The organism is Streptosporangium sp. NPDC004379, assembly GCF_042873875.1.
Taxonomy (GTDB): Bacteria; Actinomycetota; Actinomycetes; order Streptosporangiales; family Streptosporangiaceae; genus Streptosporangium.
Genome location: NZ_JBIAMC010000032.1, coordinates 20,527 through 38,372 on the forward strand (window position 1 = coordinate 20,527; position 17,846 = coordinate 38,372).

3 protein-coding genes are annotated in these 17,846 nt (G+C 76.3%); all 3 read right to left on the bottom strand.

Annotation, left to right across the window (positions count from 1 at the left end):
* Positions 1–34 precede the first annotated feature (34 nt).
* Positions 35–9,466 carry an SDR family NAD(P)-dependent oxidoreductase gene (locus ACFYSC_RS36635; protein WP_389970921.1) on the bottom strand — a complete coding sequence of 3,144 codons (9,432 nt, stop codon included), beginning with the start codon at positions 9,464–9,466 and terminating at the stop codon, positions 35–37.
* Between the two features lie 35 nt (positions 9,467–9,501).
* Positions 9,502–14,379 carry an SDR family NAD(P)-dependent oxidoreductase gene (locus ACFYSC_RS36640; RefSeq protein WP_389970924.1) on the bottom strand — a complete coding sequence of 1,626 codons (4,878 nt, stop codon included), beginning with the start codon at positions 14,377–14,379 and terminating at the stop codon, positions 9,502–9,504.
* A 29-nt stretch (positions 14,380–14,408) separates the two neighbouring features.
* Positions 14,409–17,846: SDR family NAD(P)-dependent oxidoreductase (locus ACFYSC_RS36645; protein ID WP_389970927.1), on the bottom strand; the 3,438-nt coding region annotated here is incomplete at its 5' end.

Sequence of the window (17,846 nt, forward strand, 5' to 3'; positions counted from 1 at the left end):
GTCCGCTCCGTTCCGCTCATGTGGGTCTTGCCTCTCATATGTGGGTCTCCTGAGGTTGGCGTGCGCGCCTCCGCGCGGCGGAGGCTTCGAGGCCCGAGCGGCGCAGCTGGGCGCGCACGTGGCTGCCGCCGTCGGCGTCGGCCTGCGCGGGCGCCGTGCCCGAGACCGCCGCCTCGACGGTCCGGCTGAGCGCCGCCACGGTGGGGGCCTCGTAGAGGATGTGCGGGGGCAGTTCGTCCAGGCCGAAGGCCCGCCGTACGGCGGCCACGATCGCCACGCCGAGCAGCGAGTTGCCGCCGAGCTCGAAGAAGTTGTCCAGGGCGCCCACCCGGTCCAGCCGCAGCGACTCCCGCCAGATCGCGGCCGTCTTCTCCTCGGTGGGGCCGGTCGGCTCCTGGTAGGAGGTGACCAGCTCGGGCCTGGGGTGCAGGTCGCCGCCGCCCATGTCGGGCGAGGTGACGGCCTCCAGCGTGAAGCGGGAGCTGCCGCGGATGAGGGTCGGGTAGTCCTGGGTGGAGATCACGACGCGCGGCTCGCCGGAGGCCAGGGCCCGCCGGAGCGAGCGCCAGCCGTCCGCGAAGCCGATGCCGACCCTGGCCCGGTTCCGGCGGAAGAAGTCGCGCAGCTCCTCCTCGTACCCGGCCAGGCCGGCCTCCCAGGCGTTCCACGTCCACTCGCCCCAGTCGACGGCGACGACGCGGCGGCCGGTGGCGGCCAGCCTGCAGGCGTAGCCGTCGAGGAAGGCGTTGGCGGCGCAGTAGTCCACCTGGCCGGGGCCGCCGCCGGTGGCGGAGGTGATGGAGGAGAACAGGACCAGGAAGTCCAGTTCGACCTCGTCCGGCTCTCCGACGCGCAGCGCCTCGGCGAGGGCCAGGGTTCCGGCGACCTTGGGGGCGAGGACGGCGTCCAGCTCCTCGGGCCGTTTGAACTGCATGAGGCCCATGCCGGGGACGCCCGCGGCGTGCAGGACGCCGTGGAGCGCGCCGAAACGGGCCAGGGCCGCGTCCACGGCGCGGCGCGCGTCGGCGGCGTCCGCCACGTCGCCGACGACGATCTCGACCTCGGCTCCCAGGTCGATCAGGTCGCGGACCTGGGCGGCGCGCCGCTTCGCGGTCTCGTCGTGGTCGCCGTCCTCCGGCGGCAGGCCGGTCCTGGCCAGGAGGACCAGTTTGGCGCGGTGCTCGCGGGCCAGGTGCTCGGCCAGGCCGAGCGCGATGCCGCCGAGGCCGCCCGTGATCAGGTAGACGCCCTCGTCGCGGAAGGGCTCGTCCTGCGGTACGGCGGGCAGCTGCTCGTAGTCCGGGAGCCAGCGGCGGCCGTTCCGCAGGGCGACCGTGCGGTCGGACTGCGGGCGGGCCAGCTCGGCGGCCAGCGCGGCCAGGTCCGCAGGCGCGGGCGCGCCCGGGAGGTCGATCAGGCGGGTGGTCACCCCCGGGTACTCCAGGGGGATCACCAGGCAGGGGCCGGTGAGGGTGGCGGCCTCGGGGCAGGTGACCTCGTTGCCGACGACCTGCTGGGTTCCGGAGACCACGACGTCCAGGGACCAGTCGGTGACGCCCGACTCCCCCGCGGCCCCGGCCAGGGCGACGAGGGTGTGGAGACCGCGGACCGTGACGTCGCCGACGCCGTCGATTCCGCCGACGTCGCCGGCGCCGTCCGGCTCCAGGGCCCACAGGTGCAGGACCCGGTCCAGGGGACGGCCCGCGGCCCTGAGGTCGCGGAGCAGGGCGCGCAGGTCGGCGACGTCGCCCGGCCTGACGGTGTGGTCGCCGTCCGGGGTGGTCGTGTACGCGTCGCCGGCGCGGACCAGGGTGACGGTGGCGCCGGTGGCCCTGAGGTTCTCGGCGACGACACCGGCCGGGCCCTCGCCCGTGAAGACCAGCCAGGAGCCGGGGCCCTCGGCGGCGGGGGCGGGGGGCGCGGTCTGACGCCAGACGGGGAGGTGGAGCCAGCGGTCCTCCGGAAGCCTGGGCAGGCTCGTGATGGCGTCGAAGATGTTGTCCGGCTCGGCCGCCGCCTCGATCGCGGGCCGGCGCGGGGCCGGGGGCTCGATCCAGTGGCGCTGCCGCTGGAAGGGATAGGTGGGCAGCGGGATCCGGCCGGGTACGGCCTCCATGGTCCGGTCGGCGGTCTCCCCCTCCCGACCGGCGGCGTCCCGGTCCTGATCGGTGACGGCCCGGGGCTGCCCGGTGCCCCGGGCCTGGCCGTTCGCCGGGCTCCTGCCGTGGTAGGCGTCCCAGTCGACGGTGACGCCGCACAGCCAGAGGCGGGCCAGGCAGTCCGCCAGCGCGAGGTCGCCCGCCCTGCCGTCGCTCGCGGCGGGCAGCGTGTGGGTGATCAGCGGCCAGCGCTCGGGCGGGCAGCCCGCGCCGCGGACCAGCGCGCCGAGCGACTGCCCGGGGCCGATCTCCACGACGGCCAGCTCGGGGTCGGCCAGCACCGTGCCGACGCCGTCGGCGAACCGGACGGTCGCGCACATGTGCCGCGCCCAGTAGCCGGGGTCGCACACGAGCGCGGCGTCGGCGACCTCGCCGGTCACGTTCGAGATGTACGGCAGGCTCGGCGCGTTCAGCCGCACGTTGGCCGCCACCCACCCGGTCAGCTCGTCGCTCAGCGGCTCCAGCATCCGCGAGTGGAAGGCGTGGGTGGTCTCCAGCGGGCGGCACGGCACCTCGGCCGCGCGCAGGTCGGCGGCCAGCCGCGTGACCGCCTCACCGGGCCCGGCGACCACCGTGACCTGGGGACCGTTGACGGCGGCGACGTCCAGGCCGAGCTCGTCCAGCCGGAAGCGGCGGCGCAGCCGGTCCACCGGGAGCGACACGGCGAGCATGGCCCCCGCGGGGAGGCCGGCGATGAGGCGGGCCCGGTGGGCGACCAGGGCCAGGGCGTCCTTCAGCGACAGGACGCCCGCCAGGGTCGCGGCGACATACTCGCCGAGGCTGTAGCCGAGCATGAGGCGCGGGGTGACGCCCCACGAGATGAGGGTGCGGGCCAGGGCGTACTCGACGGCGAACAGCGCGGGCTGGACGACCTCGGTGCGTTCGAGCGCCGCGGCCCGGCCGCCGCTCGCGCCGCCGCGGCCGCCGGAGCCGTCACGGCCGAGCAGGGCGGCCAGGTCCGCGCCGCCGCCCCGCTCGCCCGTGAGCAGGCCGGCCAGCTCCGGCAGGTCGTCGCCGAGCAGCGCCAGACACTCGTCGAAGGCGGCGCGGAAGGCCGCTTCGTGGCGGTACAGGTCGCCGGCCAGGCCGGGGTACTGCTCGCCGACGCCGTCGAAGAGGAACGCGACCCCGCGGTCCTGGACGGTCTCGACCCGGCCCAGCAGTCCGGTCCGCTCGCCGAGCGCCTTCGCCGCCGCGGCGACGCCGTCGGTGACCAGGGCGCGGCGGTGCTCGAACGTCTTGCGTCCGGCCTGCAGCGTGTACGCCACGTCGGCCAGCCGCGTGGCCGGCTCGGCGGCCAGGTGGCGTCCGAGGCGCTCGCACGCCTGGTCCGCGGCCTCGCCGGTGCGCGCCGAGACGGGCAGGACGTGGTGGCGGTGCGCGGCCGGTTCGGCGCCCTCCCTGACCGGGGGCTGCTCGACGACCATGTGGACGTTGGTGCCGCCCATGCCGAGCGAGTTGAGACCGGCGATGCGGGGGCGGTCGCCACGGGTGCGCCAGCGGGACAGCTCGGTGTTGACGTAGAACGGGCCGTCCTCGAAGTCGATCTCCGGGTTGGGGGTCGTGTAGTGGAGGCTGGGCGGGATCACGCCCTCCCGCAGCGCCAGCGACGTCTTGATCAGGCCGCTGGCCCCCGCCGCCCGGTCCAGGTGCCCCACGTTGGTCTTCACCGAGCCGATCGGGCAGTAGCCCTTCTCGCCCGTGGCGCCGAAGGCGCGGGCCAGCGCGGCCACCTCGATCGGGTCGCCCAGCTCGGTCGCGGTCCCGTGCGCCTCGACGTAGCTGATGTCGTCCCCGGTGACGCCCGCGTCGGCCATCGCGTCGGCGATCACCCTGGCCTGCCCCACGACGCTGGGGGCGGTGTAGCCCACCTTGAGCGCGCCGTCGTTGTTCATGGCCGAGCCGCGGATCACGGCCCAGATGTGGTCGCCGTCGCGGACGGCGTCCGGCAGCCGCTTGAGCAGCACCACGGCCGCGCCGTCGCCGAACATGCTGCCCTTCGCCCGCGCGTCGAACGTGCGGACGTGACCGTCGGGCGACTCCTGGCCGCCGGGGCCGTACAGGTGGCCGACCCGGTCCGGGACGCGGATGGATACGCCGCCCGCCAGGGCCAGCTCGCACTCGCCGTTGCGCAGGCTCTGCACGGCCAGGTGCGCGGCCACCAGCGACGTGGAGCAGAACGTCTGGACGGCGACGCTGGGACCGTACAGGCCGAACAGGTAGGAGACGGTCGTGGTCAGGGCGTCCTTGTCGTTGCCCATGATGACCTCGAAGTCGGTGAACTCCTGCTGGTCGCCCTCCAGGAGCCGGGCGGTCTGGCGGAGCAGGTAGGTGCTGATGTTGGAGCCGCCGTACACGCCGACCCGGCCGCGGTGCTCGGGGGCGGCGTACCCGGCCTGCTCCAGGGCCTCCCAGCACACCTCCAGGAAGGCCCGCTGCTGCGGGTCGGTGATCGCGGCCATCCGGGGGCTCATGCCGAAGAACGCCGCGTCGAAGCCGGCCACGTCGTCGAGGACGGGGCGGGCGGGCACGTACGCCGGGTCCTTCACCAGGTCGGGGGTCACCCCGGAGGCCAGCAGCTCCTCCTCGGTGAAGAAGCTGATGGACTCCACGCCGTCGCGCAGGTTCCGCCAGAACGCCCCCACGTCGGGGGCGCCGGGGAAGCGGCCCGCCATGCCGACGATCGCGATCCCGCGGTCGTCGTCCCCGGCGGGGGCCGGGGCCCGCTCCACGACCCGTGCGGGGACGGGCGCGGGCTCGGGTACGGACTCGGAGCGTTCGTCGAGGATGGCGGCCAGGGCGTGCACGGTGGACGCCTCGAACAGCGTCACGGTGGGCACCGCGACGCCGAACCGCTGCTTCACCAGCGCCAGCATCTGGATCGCCACCAGCGAGTTGCCGCCGAGGTCGAAGAAGTTGTCCCGGGTGCCGACCGGCTCCACGCCGAGCACCTCGGACCAGAGGCCGGCGAGGTCGCGCTCGGCCCGCGTGAGGGGCGGCGTGTACGGCTGGGGCAGCTCGGGGCGCGGGAACCGGTCCGCGCCGGCCGGGACCGTCGCGGCCGTCGCGGTCGTCCTCCCCGGCAGCCGGTCGTCCAGACCGCCCGCGGCCACCACCAGGGAGGGGCGCGGGGCGGCGAGCAGCCGGTCGAGGGCCGCCAGTCCCTCGGCGTCCGACATGGAGTGCGCGGCCATCGACGCGCCCAGGCCGCCCTCGATCCTGCCGAGGGTGACCGACCAGGTGTCCCAGCTCGCGGCGACCCAGGTGGGGTTGCGGTGCGCGAGCGCGGTGAGGGCGGCGTTGGCGGCGGCGTACGAGCCGAACGTGATGCCGCCGAGCAGGGCCGACGTGGAGGAGAACAGGACGCAGAAGCCGTAGGGCTCCCGGAGTTCGGCCAGCACCCGCTCCAGGACCAGGGCGCCGGTGACCTTGGCGGCGAAGTGCCTCTCCAGGGCGCCGTCGTCGAGGTCGCGGAGGGGGCGGAACGTGTCCGGCGAGGTCTCGGCGGCCAGGTGGACGACGCCGCCCAGGGGGTGGCGGCCGTTCCCGGTGACGTCGGCGATCATGGCGCGCATGGCGTCGGCGTCGGTCACGTCCACCCGCGGGGTGAGCACCTCGGCGCCGAGGTCGCGCAGGCGGGCGACCGCCCGGTGACGGGGGTGGTCCGGGTCGGCGGGGAGGCCACGGCGGCCGGTGAGCACGATCCGGCCGGCTCCGGCCCCGGCCAGGTGCTCCGCCACGAGCAGGCCGACGTCGCCCAGGCCGCCGGTGATGAGATACGTACGGCCGGCGGTGATCACCGGCCCGGAAGCGGACTCGGGAGCGGGCTCGGGGTCGGTGTAGGCGCGGGTGAGGCGGACGCCGTCGCGGTGGGCGACGAACGTGTCGCCGCCACCGTGGCGGATCTCGGCGGCGATCGCCCGCGCCGCCTCCTCCGGGTCCGAGCCGGGGGCGAGGTCGAGGACGGAGCAGTCGAGGGTGAGGTACTCCTGATTGGCGACCATGGGCAGGGTGGCCGCGGCGGCCTGGGCGGGGTCGGGGGTCTCACCGTCGGCCACCGCCTGCCCGCCCCGGGTCGCGACCAGGACGCGGGTGCCGTCACCGCCCTCCTCACCCCAGGCGGACAGCAGCCGGGCCAGCGGGAGGACGGCGTCGCGGCCGTCGGCGTGCCGGTCGCCGGGGCCCTCGGGGTCGCGGTCGAGCAGGCGCAGGTCCACCACGACGGCGGCGTCACCCAGGCGCCGGGCCAGAGCCACGTGCTCCTCCGCGGACCCGAGGCCGAGGGTGTGCTCACCGGCCGGTGTCCCATCGGGGGTCCCGCCGGCCGGTACGGTCACGACCTCGTTCCCGGCGGCCCGCAGGGCGCGACCCACCGCCTCGGCGGTCTCGCCCCGCTCCGCCACCAGCACGCATCGTCCCGTCGGAAGCCCCCGGGCGTCGGCGTCGGGCGAGGCCGCGAGCGGAGCCGGCGTCCAGGCGGGGGTGAGGACGCGCACGTGCGCGGAGGGCCGTTCCACGGCGGGCGCGGTGGGCGTGGAAGGGGACATGGAGGGCACGGAGGACACGGAGGACACGGACGGCGCGGGAGCGGTGGGGGCAGTGGGGGCGTCCACCCAGTAGCGGTCGCGCTGGAAGGGGTAGGTGGGGAGGCCGACCTTGGTCGCGGGACGGTCCCCGCGGAAGCCGGTCCAGTCGAGCGGCACGCCCGCCAGCCACAGCCGGCCCGCCGCCTCCGCGAGGACCTCCTCGGCCGGGCGGGGGTCGCCCGCGCCGGGGAGGGCGGGCACGATGAGGGGCCAGCGGCCGGGGTCGCAGTCGTGGTGGCCGCGGGCCATCACGCCCAGTGACGGCCCGGGTCCGATCTCCAGCAGCGCGGTGTCGGCGTCGTGGCCGAGCAGCGTCGCCAGCGCCTCGTCGAACCGGACGGGCGCGCACATGTGCTCGGCCCAGTACGCCGGGTCCGTCACCTGGCCGGCCGTGACGAACTCCCCCGTGACGTTCGACACGTATGGCGTCCGCGGCGCCCGGAGCGTGACGTTGGCCGCGATCCACGCGGTGAGCCGCTCCCTGATCGGCTCCATCATGCGCGAGTGGAACGCGTGCGTCGTGGCGAGGGGACGGCACGGCACCCCGTCCGCCTCCAGCAGCTCGCGGGCGGCGTTCATGGCCGCCGGCTCGCCGGACAGCACGGTGAGCCGCGGCCCGCTGACCGCGCCCACGTCGAGTCCCGTGATCCCGGCCCGGCGCAGGCGGTCCGCGAGGTCGGGGGCGGGCAGCGGGGCCGCGCTCATCGCGCCCCCGGGCAGCTCGCCGATGAGGCGGGCCCGGTGGGCGACGAGGGCGAGGGCGTCCTTCAGTGACAGCACGCCGGCCAGGGTGGCGGCGACGTACTCGCCGAGGCTGTACCCGACCATCGCCGCGGGCCGGACGCCCCACGAGATCACGAGCCTGGCCAGGGCGTACTCGACCGCGAACAGCGCGGGCTGCAGCACCTCGGTCGGGGTCGCGCCGGGGACGGCGGCGCGGCCGAACACGCCGCCGTCGCCGTCGCGGCGCGGGCCGAGCATCTCGGCGAGCGGGTCGGCGCCGCCCATGAGCCCGCGCAGCACGTCCCGGCACTCGTCCAGCACGTCGCGGAAGACCGGTTCGGTGCGGTGCAGGCCGGCCGCCATGCCCGGGTACTGCTCGCCGGTCCCGGCGATGAGGAAGGCCACGGGCCGGTCGTCGCGGTCCTCGGAACGGCCCAGGACGCCGGCCGGCTCGCGCAGCGCGGCGGCGGCCTCCTCCGTGGAGGAGGCGACGAGCACGCGGCGGTGGGCGAACACCCGGCGGCCGGTCTGGAGGGTGCGGGCCACGTCGGCCAGCCGGTGCCCGCGGCCGTCCCCGGCCAGGTGATCGGCCAGGCGGGCGGTCATGGCGTCGGCCGCCTCGGCCGTGCGGGCGGACCAGACCAGCGGCTCCGGGCGGGGCCGCTCCTCACCGGGCCGCTCCCCGGTCCCGGGCGCGGGCGGCGCCTCCTCCAGCACGACGTGCGCGTTGGTGCCGCCGATGCCGAACGCGCTCACCCCGGCCCGCCGGGTCCGGCCGTCCTCGCGCGGCCAGGGACGCAGGTCGGTGACCACGTCCAGCGCGGCCTCGCCACCGGCGAGCTGCGGATTCGGCTCGGACAGGTTGAGCGTGGGCGGGATCTCGTCGTGGCGGAGCGCCAGCGCGGCCTTGATCAGGTTCGTGACCCCGGCGGCCCGGTCGAGGTGGCCGAGGTTCGTCTTGACCGAGCCGATCAGCAGCGACCGGCCGCGGAACACCTGCTGGAGCGCGGCCAGCTCGGCGGCGTCGCCGAGCGCGGTGCCGGTGCCGTGCGCCTCCACGTAGTCGATGTCGTCGGGCGTGAGGCCGGCGGCGGCCAGCGCCTCGGCCATGACGGCGGCCTGGCCCTGCACGCCCGGCGCGGTGAACCCGACCTTGCGCCCGGCGTCGTTGTTGACCGCCCAGCCGCGGATGACGGCGTAGACCTGGTCGCCGTCGGCGAGCGCGTCCTCCAGCCGTCGCAGCGCGACCACGCCGACGCCGCTGCCCAGGGGCGCGCCGAGCCCTCCGGCGTCGAACGCGCGGCACTCGCCGTCGGGCGGCGCGATGCCGCCCTGCTGGTACAGGTAGCCCACCCGGTGCGGCACGTCGACCGCGACGCCGCCGGCCAGCGCCAGGTCGCACTCGAACCCGGCGAGGCTCGTGGCCGCCGCGCACACCGCGACGAGCGAGGTCGAGCAGTAGCTCTGCACGCCGTACGCCGGTCCGGACAGGCCGAGCGCGTGGGCGACGCGCGTGGTGAGGGAGTCCTTGTCGTTGGCCAGGCCGAGCGCGAGGGCGCCCATGACCGCGCCGACGCCGCTGGGGATGAGGTTGTTCTGCATGTACGAGCTGTGCGCGCACCCGCCGAACACCCCGATCGAGCCCTCGAACCGCGCGGGGTCGCAGCCCGCGTCCTCCAGCGCCGTCCAGCTGTGCTCCAGGAACAGCCGGTGCTGCGGGTCGAGGATCTGCGCCTCCTTGGGGCCGAACCCGAAGAACGCCGCGTCGAACAGCTCGACGCCGTCGATGACCGGGGCGGCCTTGACGTACGCGGGGTCGGAGAGCACGTCCTCGGGCACCCCGGCGGCGCGCAGCTCGTCGTCGGTGAACCGGGTGATCCCGGACCGCCCCTCCCGGATGACCGACCAGAGTCCGGCGACGTCGGACGCGCCGGGGAAGCGGCCGGACATCCCGACGATCGCGATGTCGGTGCCCGGACCTTCGATGTCGTCGTTCACGTCTCGCGTCCTCTTCTCCGTTGCTCGGACGGTGGTCATTTCCGGGGGCCGGACCTCGCCCGGCGGCGCCGCTGCCCCCTCGCCGAACCGGCGGTGAGCGCCTCCCGGGCGGCGGCGCCGTCGTCGTGCAGGGCCGCGGCGAACTCGGCCACGGTCGGGTGCTCGAACAGCACCGCGGGCGGGACGGGGCGGCCGAGCCGCTTCTCGACGGCCATCACCATCGCCATGCCGAGCAGCGAGTTGCCTCCGAGGTCGAAGAACGGGTCGTGGACGCCGACCCGATCGATGCCGAGGTAGGCACCCCACAGCTCGGCGATCTCGGCTTCGGCGTCGGTCCTGGGCGGCGCGTAGTCGGTGCGGAGCTGCGGGCGCGCGAACCGTTCGCCCCGGGGCACGACGGTCGCGCCCCCGACCAGTTCGTCCAGGTCGAGCATGGACGTCCAGGCGCGCAGCACCTCGCGCAGCGGCTGCCGGACGGCCAGGACGTTGCCGTGGTCACCGGCCAGGATGCGGTCCAGGAACGCGCAGCCGGCGTCGTCGGGGAAGCCGTACCGGGCGCGGTAGTCGGCCACCCGGCCGGCCAGGCCGCCGCCCGCCGGCGACGTGAGTCCTTCGGACTGCCACACGTCGTGCCGCCAGGGTCCCCAGGCCACCGAGACGACGCGGGTGGAGGGGGCGACGGCGGCCAGCGCCTGGCCGTACGCGTCGAGGACGGTGTTGGCGGCGCAGTAGTCGGCCTCGCCGACACCGCCGAACGCGGTGACGGCCGAGGAGTAGAGCACCAGGACCTCGGGGCGGTCCTCGGCGGGGGTCTCGGGGCCGACCAGCTCGGTCAGCGGGCCCATGGCCAGCACCTTGGGGGCCAGCACGCGCCGCGCCTCGTCCGGGGTACGGCGCCGCACCATCCCGCTCGCCGGCAGCCCGGCGGCGTGGACCACGCCGTGGAGGCGGCCGAAGTGCTCCCGCGCCCGGCGCAGGGCGTCCCGCAGCTGTCCGGGCACGCCCGTGTCCGCCGTGAGGAGCAGCACCTCGACGCCCATGGCTTCGAGTTCGGCGACGTCCCGCAGCGTCCCGGCCGTCCTGTCGTCGCCGGGCGCGGCGCCGTCTCGGGACAGCGGGGTGCGGCCGACCAGGGCCAGGCGGCGGACGCCCGCGCGGGCCAGGTGCCGGGCGAGCGCCATGCCGAGGCCGCGGGTGCCGCCGGTGATGAGGTACGCGCCGTCCGCCCGCCAGGGCGACGACGGTTCGGGCCGGTCGGGGACGCGGGTCCAGTGGCGGACCCAGCGGCGGCCTCGGCGCACACCGGTCAGGGGGTCGGCCGCCTCGGGGGCGCCGTCCTCCTCCGGCGGCGTGAGGAGCTCGCGGGCGAGCTGGGCGGCCACGGCCGTGGCGGGGGAGTCCTCCTCGGCGTCCAGGTCCACGCCGCTCCAGGTCAGGCCGGCGTACTCGTGGCGGGCGGCCCGGCCGAGACCGTGGACGAGCGACCGGTGGGGGGCCGGCACGTCGCCGCCGAGGATCTCGGTGGCGCCCCGGCTCACGGTGAGCAGGCGGCCCGGCCGGTCGCCCAGCGCGTGCAGTGTCAGCAGGAGGCTGTCGAAGCCGTGCCCGACGGCCTCCCACAGCTCCTCGTCGCCGGGCAGCCCGTCGGCCGCGGCCAGGCTCCACAGGTGGGCCACGTGCACGGGGCCCGGAGGGAGCCCGGCGAAGACCTCGGCGTACTGCCCGGGCGAGGCCGGGTCGATGACGAGGCGGCGGCCCTCGCGCCGCGGCCCCTCCCCCGCGACGCCCGCCGTCACCTCCACCACCGGGGTCCCGGAGGCGGCGGCCAGGTCGGCGAGCGCCGATCCGGCGCCGCCGGGGTCGGCGAGGACGACGAGCGGGCCGGGGAGCGCGAGCGCGGCGGGGAGCGCGCCGGCGGCCGGGTCGCGCCGCCACGCGGGGACGAAGGCGTGGTCGCCGATCCCGGCGTCGCCGGGCCGTCCCGCCGCGGAGGACTCGGAGGACTCGGGAGACTCGGGGGCCGTCCGGGACGGCCGGGCGTGCCGGGCGGCGGGCTCCGGCCAGAAACGGGTGCGCTGGAACGGGTACGCCGGCAGGCTCAGCACGCGGCCGGCGCCCGGGTCGACGCGTTCCCAGCTCACCCCGGCGCCCAGCTCCCACAGCGCGCCGCAGGCGTTCAGCAGGTCGGCGTGGGCGTCGCGCGGCCCGGTGGTCGTCCAGAACGGCGGCAGCGTCCCGATGACGGCGGCCGGGCCGCCGGTCATGGTCTGGCGTACCAGGCCGCCGAGGGTCTGGCCGGGGCCCAGTTCGACGAACGCGGTCACGTCCTGGTCCAGGCAGTGGCGCACGCCGTCGGCGAAGCGGACCGTGCCGACGAGCTGGTCCGCCCAGTAGGAGGTGCCGGTGGCCTGCTCGGCGGTGAGCGGGCGGCCGGTCAAGTTGGACACGACGGTGACGGCGGGGGCGTTCCGCCGGACCGTCTCCAGCACCGCGACCAGCTTCTCCCTGGCCGGCTGGAGCAGCGAGGAGTGGAAGGCGTGGGCCGAGCGCAGCGGGCGGCAGGCCAGGCCCTGGCCGGTCAGCACGGCGGTCGCCTGCTCGATCTCCGCGGGCGGGCCGCTGAGCACGGTCATGGACGGGCCGTTGAGCGCGGCCACGTCCACCTCGATCCCGGCGGCGGAGAGGGCGGCGCGGATGGGGGCCTCGGGGGCGGCCACCGCGACCATGCGTCCGGCGGGGGCCGCGTCGATGAGGTGCGCCCGCTCGATCACGACGTGCAGGGCGTCCTCCAGGGAGAACACCCCGGCCAGGCAGGCGGCGACGTACTCGCCGAGGCTGTAGCCGACGAGCAGGTCGGGGGTGACGCCCCAGTGACGGAGCAGGCGGGCCAGCGCGTACTCGACGGTGAAGAGGAAGGGGTGCGCCACCGGGGCGTGGCCGAGCGGGTCGTCGGCGGCCCGGCCGTCGTCCCCGCCGCCGTCTCCACCGCCGTCCCGGCCCAGCATGGCGGCCAGGCCGGCGGACGGGGCCGCCGGCCGCTCGGCCGCGAAGTACGGGCGCAGGTTCACCCCCGAGTGGCGTTCCACCAGGTCGGCGCACTCGTCCACGGCGGCGGCGTAGGCGGGCTCCCGAACGTACAGCTCGCGGCCGAGGCCGGCGTAGTGGTCGCCCACGCCGGGGAGGAGGAAGGCCAGGCGCGCGTGGCCGGTGACCCGCCGGCCGCCGCCGTCGGCGACGGCGCGGAGTCCGCGTACGGCGTCGCCGAGGCCGGCGCAGACGAGGGCGCGGCGGTGGTCGAGCTCGGCCCGGCCGGTCCGCAGCGTGTGGGTGAGATCGCCGAGCGCCGTGCCGGGCCGCTCCTCCAGCCAGTCCGCCAGCCTGCCGGCCTGTTCCCGCAGCGCCTCCGCGCTGCCGGCCGACACCGGCACCACCCGGGACCGCTCCTCCTCCGCCGGGCCGGCGGAGGACGGGACCGGGGACTCGGAGGCGGACGTGACGGGCGCGCTCCCGCCGGAAGGGGACGGGACCGGCGCGACGGCTTCCAGGACGACGTGGGCGTTGGTGCCGGAGAGGCCGAAGGAGCTGACACCGGCCAGGGCGGGGGCGTCGCGGCGGGGCAGCGGGGTGGCGGCCGTCACCGGCTGGACGGTGCCGTCGGCGGGCACGGCGGCGCCCGGGGTGGTGAGGTTGAGGGTGGGCGGGATCAGGCCGTTCTCCAGCATCAGGATCGTCTTGATGACGCCCGCGACCCCGGCGCCCGCCTGGGTGTGGCCGATGTTGGTCTTGACGGCGCCCACGCGCAGCGGCCGGCCCGGGTCACGTCCGCCGAACACGTCGTGCAGGGCCGACAGCTCGATGGCGTCCCCCAGGTGGGTGCCGGAGCCGTGCGCCTCCACGTAGTCGACGTCGTCGGGGTTCACCCCGGCCGCCGCCAGGGCGCGGGTGATGACGTCGGCCTGGGCGCGCCGGCTGGGCGCGGTGAGGCCGTTGCTGCGGCCGTCCTGGTTGACCGCCGAGCCGCGCAGGACGGCCCGGATCCGCCGGCCGGCGGCGATCGCCTTCGACAGCGGTTCGAGGACGACCATGCCGCCGCCCTCGCCCATCACGTACCCGTCGGCCTGCTCGTCGAAGGTCTTGCACCGCCCGTCGGAGCACATCATCAGACCGGCGCACGCCTGGAGGTACACCGTGGGGTGCAGGGTGAGCGAGGCGCCGCCGGCGAGGGCCAGGTCGCACTCGCCCCGGCGCAGGCTCTCGGCGGCCAGGTGGATGGCGATCAGCGAGGAGGAGCAGGCGGTGTCCACGGTGAGGGTGGGCCCCATCAGGTCGAGCTGGTACGCGATGCGCCCGGCCGCCACGCTCGCCACCGCCCCCTGGCCGAGGTAGGGGTCGGAGACGACCTCGTCGCCCTGGAGTTCGAGCTGGAGCCTGCCGTACTGGAGCGTGTCCATGAAGCCGACCATGACGGCGGTGCGGCTGCCGGCCAGCCGGGACGGCGCGAGCCCGGCGTTCTCCAGTCCCTCCCAGGCGAGTTCGAGCAGCAGCCGCTGGTGCGGGTCCATGCGCAGCGCCTCGCGCGGGGACAGGCCGAAGAACTCGGCGTCCCAGCCGGTCACGTCGTCCAGGAACGCGCCGTACCTGGTGTACATGGTGCCGGGCACGCCGGGCGACGGGTCGTAGTACGCGTCGACGTCCCAGCGCGAGGGCGGCACCTCGCCCACCGCGTCGTCGCCCCGCCGAAGCAGGTCCCAGAAGTCCTCCACGGTGGCGCCGCCGGGGTAGCGGCAGGCCATACCGACGACGGCGATGGGCTCGTGACGGCGCTCCTCCAGCTCGGTGAGGCGCTGGCGGGTCTGGGCCAGATCGACGGTCACGCGCTTGAGGTATGCGCGGAGTTTTTCCTCGGTCCCCATCGGCGGAGCCTTTCCGGTCGCGGTCGTGGTCACAGTTCGTTGTCGATGAGGGCGAAGATCTCCTCGTCGGAGGCTGAATCGATCTTGTCCATCACTCCGCCGTGCGGCGCCGTGGCCGAGCCGAGCCTGGCGAGCGCGCCCTGCAGGATCGGCATGAGACGGCCGCGGATGGAGTCGGCCTCCCCGTTGGCGCTCGCCAGCGCCTGGTCGATCCGGGCGAGGGCGTCGCGGAGCGTGTCCTCGGGCGCCGCCTCCGGCGGGGCCAGGACGGTGGACAGGTGCTGGGCGAGCGTGGTGATGGTGGGGTGGTCGAAGACGAGCGTGGCGGGCAGCCGCAGGCCGGTGTCGGCGTTGAGCCGGTTGCGCAGCTCGACGGCGGTCAGGGAGTCGAAGCCGAGTTCGTTGAAGGGGCGGTTCACGTCGACGCTGCCGGCGCTGCCGTGCGCGAGCACCGCGGCGACGTGGCCCTGCACGGTGTCGACGAGCAGGCGCAGCGCGTCGGGCCGGGGCAGGGCCGCCATGCGGTCGGCGAGGGTGGCGTCGCCCGTCCGTGCCGCCGAGGACGCCGCCTTCCGGGGCATGCGGACGAGGCCGCGCAGCATGGGCGGCAGGTCGCCGTTCTCGGCCCTGGTACGCAGCCCGGTGGTGTCCCAGCGGGCCGCGACCACGAGCGCGTCGTCACCGCTCAGGGCGGCGTCGAACAGCTCCAGCCCCTGGTCCGGGGCCAGCGGGGCGATCCCCGACCGCGTCAGCCGGGCCACGTCGGCCCGGCTCAGCCCGCCGGTCATCCCGGAGTCCTCGGTGTCCCACAGTCCCCAGGCCACCGACACCGCAGGAAGCCCCCGCTCACGGCGGTGCGCCGCGAGAGCGTCGAGGAAGGCGTTGGCCGCGGCGTAGTTGCCCTGCCCGGCGTTGCCCAGCACCCCGGCCAGCGACGAGAACAGCACGAACGCCGACACGGGGTGGTCGCGGGTCAGCTCGTGCAGGTGCCAGGCCGCCTCCGCCTTCGGCGCCAGCACGGTCGCCAGCCGATCCGGGGTCAGATCCCCCACCAGGGCGTCGTCCAGGACGCCGGCCGTGTGCACCACGCCGCTCAACCGGACGCTGGCCAGCACCGCGGCCAGCGCGTCGCGGTCGGCCACGTCGCAGGCGGCCACCGCCACCCGGGCTCCCAGGGCCTCCAGCTCCGCGACCAGCTCACCCGCGCCGGGGGCCCGCGGGCCGCGCCGGGAGACCAGCAGCAGATCCCGCACCCCGTGCCGGACCACCAGGTGCCGGGCCGTCAACGCACCCAGGCCGCCGGTGCCGCCGGTCACCAGAACCGTCCCCTCCGCCAGCGGGACCGGCCCGGCCGCGGGACCGCGGCGGACCAGGCGGGGCACCAGGAGCCGGCCGTCCTCGACACGGACCTGCGGCTCACCGGCGGCGGCGATCCCGATCCAGTCGGCGTACCCGTCGGGGACCTCGGCCAGGAGGAAGCGGCCCGGCTGCTCGGTCTGCGCCGACCGCACCAGCCCCCACACCGCCGCACCCGCCACGTCACCGGGCCGGGTGACGAACATCAGCGGGGCGCCGTCCTCCGGGTGGGAGGTGACGGCGGTCAGGACGCGGGCGGTCAGATCCCTGACGGCGGCGGGCACGTCCGGCTCGTCGCTCACGCAGGGGACCACGACCGGCTCGGGGGCTCCGGCCGCCGGGGACGCCGCGTCCACCCAGTCCACGCCGTACCGGGCGAGGGAGGTGGGGGCGGCGGCGCGGGGCGCGGCGGCCCTCGTGCGCAGGGCGTCGATCGAGAGCACCGGGGCGCCGGTGGCGTCGGCGGCCTGCACGACGACGTCCTCGCCGGTCACGGCCAGCCGTACGCGGAGGGCCCGGGCCTCGGCGGCGTGGAGCCGTACGCCCTGGAAGGCGAACGGCAGGCGCAGTTCCCCGTCGTCACCGGCCAGCAGCAGCGGGTGGAAGGCGGCGTCGAGGAGGGCGGGGTGGATGCCGAACCCGGCCGCGTCCACGCCGTCGGGCAGGGCGACCTCCGCGTAGAGCTCCTCGCCCGCCCGCCACATCGCGCGCACGCCCTGGAAGGCGGGGCCGTACTCGTATCCCTGCTCGGCCAGGCGCTCGTAGCCGTCCGTGATCTCCACGGGGACGGCGGCGGGCGGGGGCCAGGCGGCGGCCCAGCCGTGGCCGGCGGCGGGCGCGGTCTCTCCGGCGACGGCGCCCGAGGCGTGCCGCCGCCAGGCGTCGGCGTCCGCGTGGCGGGAGAACACGGCGACGGCGCGGCGCCCCTCGGCGTCCGGCGGGTCAAGGGTGATCTGTACGGTGACCGTACCCGTCTCGGGCAGGTACAGCGGGGTCTCGATGATCAGTTCGTCGAGGCGGTCGCCGCCCGCGTGGGCGGCGGCCTCCAGCGCCAGTTCGGCGAAGGCGGCCCCGGGCAGCAGGACGCCGCCCTCCACCGCGTGGTCGGCCAGCCAGGGCGCCGTCCGGTGGGAGAGACGGCCGGTGAGGACGTACCGGTCGTCTGCCACGGACACGACGGCGCCGAGCAGCGGGTGCCGCGAGCCGTCGACGCCCGTGCCGGCGGGACCGACCGCCGCCAGGCCGTCGCCGAGCCAGTAGCGGTCGCGCTGGAAGGCGTAGGCGGGCGGGCTCACGGCGGGACGCGGGCCGGATCCCAGGACCGTCGTCCAGGAGACCCCCGCGCCCAGCGTCCACGCCTGGGCCAGGGAGAGCAGCATCCGGCGCGGACCGCCCTCGTCACGGCGCAGCGACCCGCACACCCCGGCCCCGATCCCGGCGGCGTCGCAGACGTCGGTCACGTCGCCCGTCAGCACGGGATGGGGGCTGGCCTCGATGAACATCGGGCTGCCGCCGTCGCCGGCCACCCGGACCGCCTCGTCGAACAGCACCGGGCGGCACAGGTTGTCGATCCAGTACGTCTCCGTCAGGGTCGTGCCCTCGACGAACGCCGCCTCGACCGAGGAGCAGAACCGCACGTCGCCCTCGACCGGCCACACCCCGGCCAGCTCCTTCTCCAGCTCGGGGGAGAGGACGCGCATGTGCGGGGTGTGGCTGGCGTAGTCCACGGCGATCCGGCGGACCCTGACGCCCTCGTGCTCGGCGAGCTCGTCCAGGGCGGTCACGTCGCCGGCCACCACGCAGCTCCCCGGACCGGACCGGACGGCCACCCAGAGGCGGTCCCGCCACCGCGTCCCGATCAGCTCGCCAGCCTCGGCGGCGGGGAGGTCCACGGCGGCCATCCCTCCGGTGCCGGCCATCCGGGTCAGGGCCCTGCTGCGCAGCACGACCACGCGCGCCGCGTCCTCCAGGGAGAGGATCCCGGCCACGGACGCCGCGGCGATCTCGCCCTGGGACTGGCCCACGACGGCCTGGGGCTCCACCCCCGCCGCCCGCCACACCGCGGCCAACCCCACCATGACCGCCCACAACACCGGCTGGATCACCTGCGA

What these genes read in the sequence shown, in the direction of transcription:
- ACFYSC_RS36640 (WP_389970924.1), bottom strand. Translation starts at nt 14,379, where the DNA reads ATGGGGACCGAGGAAAAACTCCGCGCATACCTCAAGCGCGTGACCGTC.